General features: G+C 59.7%; 4 protein-coding genes and 1 pseudogene. 3 read left to right on the top strand and 2 right to left on the bottom strand.

The features are described from left to right. Positions 1-96: 96 nt before the first annotated feature. Both JWR98_RS28525 and cysK read right to left on the bottom strand, forming a co-directional pair. Positions 97-1,034, bottom strand: a pseudogene (locus JWR98_RS28525) (aspartyl/asparaginyl beta-hydroxylase domain-containing protein). Positions 1,035-1,143: 109 nt separating this feature from the next. Further along, positions 1,144-2,118 carry a cysteine synthase A gene (gene cysK, locus JWR98_RS28520; protein WP_205491834.1) on the bottom strand — a complete coding sequence of 325 codons (975 nt, stop codon included), beginning with the start codon at positions 2,116-2,118 and terminating at the stop codon, positions 1,144-1,146. Between the two features lie 125 nt (positions 2,119-2,243). Between cysK and JWR98_RS28515 the strand changes: the two genes are divergently transcribed. From JWR98_RS28515 to JWR98_RS28505, 3 genes are all read left to right on the top strand, one after another. Continuing rightward, the gene (locus JWR98_RS28515; protein WP_078732024.1) at positions 2,244-3,320 is read left to right on the top strand and encodes a DUF748 domain-containing protein; all 1,077 of its coding nucleotides are present in this window, start codon (positions 2,244-2,246) and stop codon (positions 3,318-3,320) included. A 104-nt stretch (positions 3,321-3,424) separates the two neighbouring features. Next, positions 3,425-4,270 (top strand): AAA family ATPase, encoded by an 846-nt coding sequence (locus tag JWR98_RS28510; RefSeq protein ID WP_003210690.1) that lies wholly within the window; start codon positions 3,425-3,427, stop codon positions 4,268-4,270. Next, positions 4,270-5,448 (top strand): vWA domain-containing protein, encoded by a 1,179-nt coding sequence (locus tag JWR98_RS28505; protein ID WP_078732023.1) that lies wholly within the window; start codon positions 4,270-4,272, stop codon positions 5,446-5,448. Before JWR98_RS28510 ends, JWR98_RS28505 begins: the two co-directional genes overlap by 1 nt. Positions 5,449-5,659: the final 211 nt, after the last annotated feature.

Here is a 5,659-nt window from a genome sequence, read left to right as displayed (position 1 = left end):
CCCCGATGGCGGTGGGTCAGGTAAAGATGTTCAACCTGACACACTGTCATCGGGGGCAAGCCCCTCCCACATTTTGACCGCGTTTAACGCTTCAGATCAGCCGAACAGCCACTTCCACAGCAGCACCAGCACCACCACCGCCAACACCGGCCGCGCAATGCGGTAGGCCTTGGGATGCTTGCGCTTCCACTGCTTGACCACACCGCTGAACTTGTCGCTGAAGGTCTTGCTCCAGGCATACGCCTGTTGATCCCGCCGACGCGCTCGTCATCCAGGTTCTGTGGCGCCGTGGCGCGCCCCAGCTGCTTGCTGACCCAACGGTTGACGCGGGTCATCAGGCGGTTGCTCAGCGGGCGTTCGATGTCGCAGAACAGGATCACGCGGGTCTGCTCGGTTTCGTTCTTCACCCAGTGCACGTAGGTTTCGTCGAACATCACGTCTTCACCGTCACGCCAGGCATAAACCTGACCATCGACGAAGATACGGCAGTCATCGGAATTGGGCGTGGACAGCCCCAGGTGATAACGCAGGGAACCGGCAAACGGGTCGCGGTGCGGGTTGAGGTGGCTGCCGCCCGGCAACAACGCGAACATCGCGCCCTTGACGTTGGGAATGCTGCTCACCAGCGCCACGGTTTTCGGGCACAGCGCCTCGGCCGATGGCAGCGGTTTGTCGTACCACTTGAGGTAGAAACGCTTCCAGCCTTTCTTGAAGAACGAACCGAAACCGGCGTCGTTGTTCTTTTCGGCGGCGCGGATGTAACCCTCGTCGAACAGATGCATGGCCTCTTCGCGGATCACTTCCCAGTTGTCCTTGAGCACATCCAGTTCCGGGAACTTGCCGCGGTCCAGGTAAGGTTTGGAGGGCACCGCCGAAAACAGGTACATCAAGGCGTTATACGGGGCGAACAGCGCCGAATGGTTGACGAACTGGCGCAACATCGGCAAACGGGCCTTGCCGCGCAGATGCACATACAGCGTGCTGCCGATAAACAGCAGCAACACCGACAACTTGGCGGCCAACGAAAAGGTCATGTAGCAACTCCTGGAAATAAGCGCCTGGCCAACAGCAGACGTAGCAGCCGGCCATGATAAACAGTTGGGCCAGTATGCAGAAGGCCCAGGCTATCGGCGCTGACCCAAATCAAGCCTGGTTTTCCTGCTCGGTAAACAAATCGCTGAACAGCATGCTCGACAGGTAGCGCTCACCGGAGTCCGGCAACACCACGACGATGGTTTTGCCCTGCATCTCCGGTTTTTCGGCCAAACGCACGGCCACGGCCATGGCGGCACCGCAGGAGATGCCACACAGAATCCCCTCTTCCTGCATCAGACGCAGGGCCATGGCCTTGGATTCGTCGTCGGTCACCAGTTCCACGCGATCTACCATCGACAGATCGAGATTTTTCGGCACAAAGCCGGCGCCGATCCCCTGGATTTTGTGCGGGCTGGGCTTGATCTCTTGCCCGGCGAGCGCCTGGGTGATCACCGGCGACACGGCCGGCTCAACCGCCACCGACAGAATCGGTTTGCCCGCGGTGTGCTTGATATAGCGCGATACGCCGGTGATGGTGCCGCCGGTGCCCACGCCCGCCACCAGCACGTCTACCGCACCGTCGGTGTCATTCCAGATTTCCGGGCCGGTGGTTTTCTCGTGGATCGCCGGGTTGGCCGGGTTTTCGAACTGGGCCGGCATAAAGTAGGTGGACGGGTCGCTGGTGACGATCTCGCCGGCTTTTTCGATAGCGCCTTTCATGCCCTTGGCCGGCTCGGTCAGCACCAACTCGGCCCCCAGGGCCTTGAGCACCTTGCGCCGCTCCAGGCTCATGGACGCCGGCATGGTCAGCAGCAGCTTGTAGCCGCGTGCGGCGGCGACAAACGCCAGGCCGATGCCGGTGTTGCCCGACGTCGGCTCGACGATGGTCATGCCCGGCTTGAGTTTGCCGCTGCTTTCGGCGTCCCAGATCATGTTGGCGCCAATGCGGCACTTCACCGAATACCCAGGGTTACGCCCTTCGATCTTGGCCAGGATGGTCACGCCACGCGGGGCGATGCGGTTGATCTGAACCAGGGGCGTGTTACCGATCGAATGCGCGTTGTCTGCAAAAATTCGGCTCATGACGGGTCCTATTGGGCAATTTCAGGAAGGCAACAAGGGTATGCCTCGTGTTGCGAAGCGTCCAGTCGGAGGAACGTTGAGCGGGTCTCAGCAGTCAATTTGCTACACGCAAGGAGAACTGCCCCATGAAACGTCGCTACAGTTGGCCGCTATGGACCGTCGCCGGGCTGGTGGTGCTGCTGGTTGCCTTGAACATCGCGTTGCCCTATCTGGTACGCAACTATTTGAATGAAAAGCTCGCGGACATGGGCGACTACCGTGGCGAAATCGCCGATGTGGACCTGGCTTTGTGGCGTGGCGCCTATCGCATCAACGGCCTCAAAATCGTCAAGGTGGACGGCAAGGTGCCCGTACCGTTCGTCAACGCTCCGCTCATCGAATTCGCCGTCAGCTGGCACTCGTTGTGGTACGACCATGCCGTAGTCGCCGAGGGGCAGTTCGTCAGGCCTGAAGTCAACTTCGTCGACGGCGGTGCGAACAAGCAAGCGTCCCAGACCGGTAAAGGCACGGATTGGCAGGAACAGTTGAGCAAACTGTTGCCTATCACCCTCAATGAAATACGCATAGAAGACGGCAAGATTGCCTTCCACAACTTCACCTCCAAACCTGCGGTGAACATCAACGCCACATCGGTCAACGCCAGTTTCTACAACCTGACCAACGTGGTCGACGTCAAAGGCAAGCGCGATGCCCGCTTCGACGGCAAGGCCCTGCTGCAAGGCCAGGCGCCGCTGGAAGCCAATGCGACGTTTGACCCGCTGAGCGATTTCGAAGAGTTCGAGTTCCGCTTCCGCGCCCGCGACCTGCAGCTCAAGCGCATGAACGACTTCGCCTCGGCCTACGGCAAGTTCGATTTCAAGGCCGGTACCGGCGATGTCGTGATCGAAGCCCAGGCCGAAAAAGGCCAACTGCGTGGTTATATCAAGCCCTTGTTGCGCGATGTGGAAGTTTTCGACTGGCAGCAGGACGTGGAAAACAAGGACAAGAACATTTTCCGCTCGATCTGGGAGGCCGTGGTGGGCGCCGGCGAGACCGTGTTGAAAAACCAGCGCAAAAACCAGTTTGCCACCCGCGTCGAACTCAGTGGCAGCGTGCACCAGCAAGACGTCAGCGCGTTCTCCGCGTTTTTAGCGATCTTGCGCAACGGTTTTATCCAGGCCTTCAACGCACGGTATGAACAGCCCAAGCCGTCAGCGGAGTGAGGCCAGGGTGACCGGCCATTCAGACACTGAATAGCCCGTCTGCGTTCACAGTCGCCGGGGCTGCGCGGTATAGTCCGGGCATTGATGAATGCGAGGAAACACCGATGAAATTCGAAGGCACCCAGGCCTATGTGGCTACCGATGACCTGAAACTGGCCGTCAACGCCGCCATTACCCTGGAGCGGCCGTTGCTGGTCAAGGGCGAACCGGGCACCGGCAAGACCATGCTCGCCGAGCAACTGGCCGAGTCGTTCGGCGCCAAGTTGATCACCTGGCACATCAAGTCCACCACCAAGGCGCATCAGGGCCTGTACGAGTACGACGCGGTCAGCCGCCTGCGCGACTCGCAGCTGGGCGTGGACAAGGTGCACGACGTGCGCAACTACCTGAAGAAGGGCAAGCTGTGGGAGGCGTTCGAGTCCGAAGAGCGGGTGATCCTGTTGATCGACGAAATCGACAAGGCCGATATCGAGTTCCCCAACGACCTGCTGCAGGAACTCGACAAGATGGAGTTCTACGTCTACGAGATCGACGAGACCATCAAGGCCAAAAAACGCCCGATCATCATCATTACCTCCAATAACGAAAAAGAGCTGCCGGACGCGTTCCTACGCCGCTGTTTCTTCCACTACATCGCCTTCCCAGACCGCACCACGTTGCAGAAGATCGTCGATGTGCACTACCCCGATATCAAGAAAGACCTGGTCAGCGAAGCGCTGGACGTGTTCTTCGACGTGCGCAAGGTCCCGGGCCTGAAGAAAAAGCCGTCCACCTCGGAACTGGTCGACTGGCTCAAGCTGCTGATGGCCGACAACATCGGCGAAGCGGTGCTGCGCGAGCGCGACCCGACCAAGGCCATCCCGCCCCTGGCCGGCGCCCTGGTGAAGAACGAGCAGGACGTGCAATTGCTTGAGCGTCTGGCGTTCATGAGCCGTCGCGGTAATCGCTGATGCTGCTCAACCTGTTCAACGAGATGCGCGCCGCCAAGGTGCCGGTGTCGGTGCGCGAGCTGCTCGACCTGATCAACGCGCTCAAGCAGCGCGTGACCTTCGCCGACATGGACGAGTTCTACTACTTGGCCCGGGCGATCCTGGTCAAGGACGAGCGGCATTTCGACAAGTTCGACCGCGCCTTCAGTGCCTATTTCAATGGCCTGGAAAAGCTCGACGACCACCTGCAGGCGCTGATTCCCGAAGACTGGCTGCGCAAGGAATTCGAACGTTCGCTCAGTGATGAGGAACGTGCGCAGATTCAGTCCCTGGGCGGCCTGGACAAGCTGATCGAAGCGTTCAAGAAACGCCTGGAAGAACAGAAAGAACGCCACGCCGGCGGCAACAAATGGATCGGCACCGGCGGCACCAGCCCATTCGGTTCCGGCGGTTACAACCCGGAAGGCATTCGCGTGGGCGATGCGGGCAAGCGCCAGGGCAAAGCAGTGAAAGTCTGGGACCAGCGCGAGTACAAGAACCTCGACGACCAGGTGGAACTGGGCACGCGCAACATCAAGATCGCCCTGCGCCGCCTGCGCAAATTCGCCCGCCAGGGCGCGGCCGACGAGCTGGACATCGATGGCACCATCGACCACACCGCCCGCGATGCCGGGCTGCTGAACATCCAGATGCGCCCCGAGCGACGCAACACCATCAAGCTGTTGCTGCTGTTCGACATCGGCGGTTCGATGGATGCCCATGTGAAGATCTGCGAAGAGCTGTTCTCGGCGTGCAAGACCGAGTTCAAGCACCTGGAGTATTTCTACTTCCACAATTTCGTGTACGAATCGGTATGGAAGAACAACCAGCGCCGCACCTCGGAACGCACCTCCACCCAGGACCTGCTGCACAAGTACGGCGCCGACTACAAAGTGATCTTTATCGGCGATGCCTCAATGGCGCCGTACGAGATCACCCAGGCCGGCGGCAGCGTCGAGCACTGGAACGAGGAGCCGGGGTATGTGTGGATGCAGCGCTTCATGGCCAAGTACAAGAAGCTGATCTGGATTAATCCGTATCCGAAGGACACCTGGGACTTTACGGCGTCGACGGGGATTGTGCGGGAGTTGGTGGAGGATCAGATGTATCCGCTGACGCTGCGCGGGCTTGAGGAAGGGATGCGGTTCCTTTCCAAGTAACCCTGATCTGCGATCCAATACACATCCAATGTGGGAGGGGCTTGCCCTAACGCCAGTCAGTTAAGGGACAACACTGTATTTGTGGCGAGGGAGCTGGCTCCCGTTGCCGCAAAGCGGCCCCTCTCTTTGTTTACACAGAATGGGACTGCTGCGCAGTCCAACGGGAGCAAGCTCCCTCGCCAACAGGTCACTTTTTACCCCTTTCAAAGTC

It is taken from the genome of Pseudomonas lactucae (assembly GCF_016937615.1).
In the GTDB taxonomy this organism is placed as follows: domain Bacteria; phylum Pseudomonadota; class Gammaproteobacteria; order Pseudomonadales; family Pseudomonadaceae; genus Aquipseudomonas; species Aquipseudomonas lactucae.
This window is presented reverse-complemented; position numbering and strand designations above follow the sequence as displayed.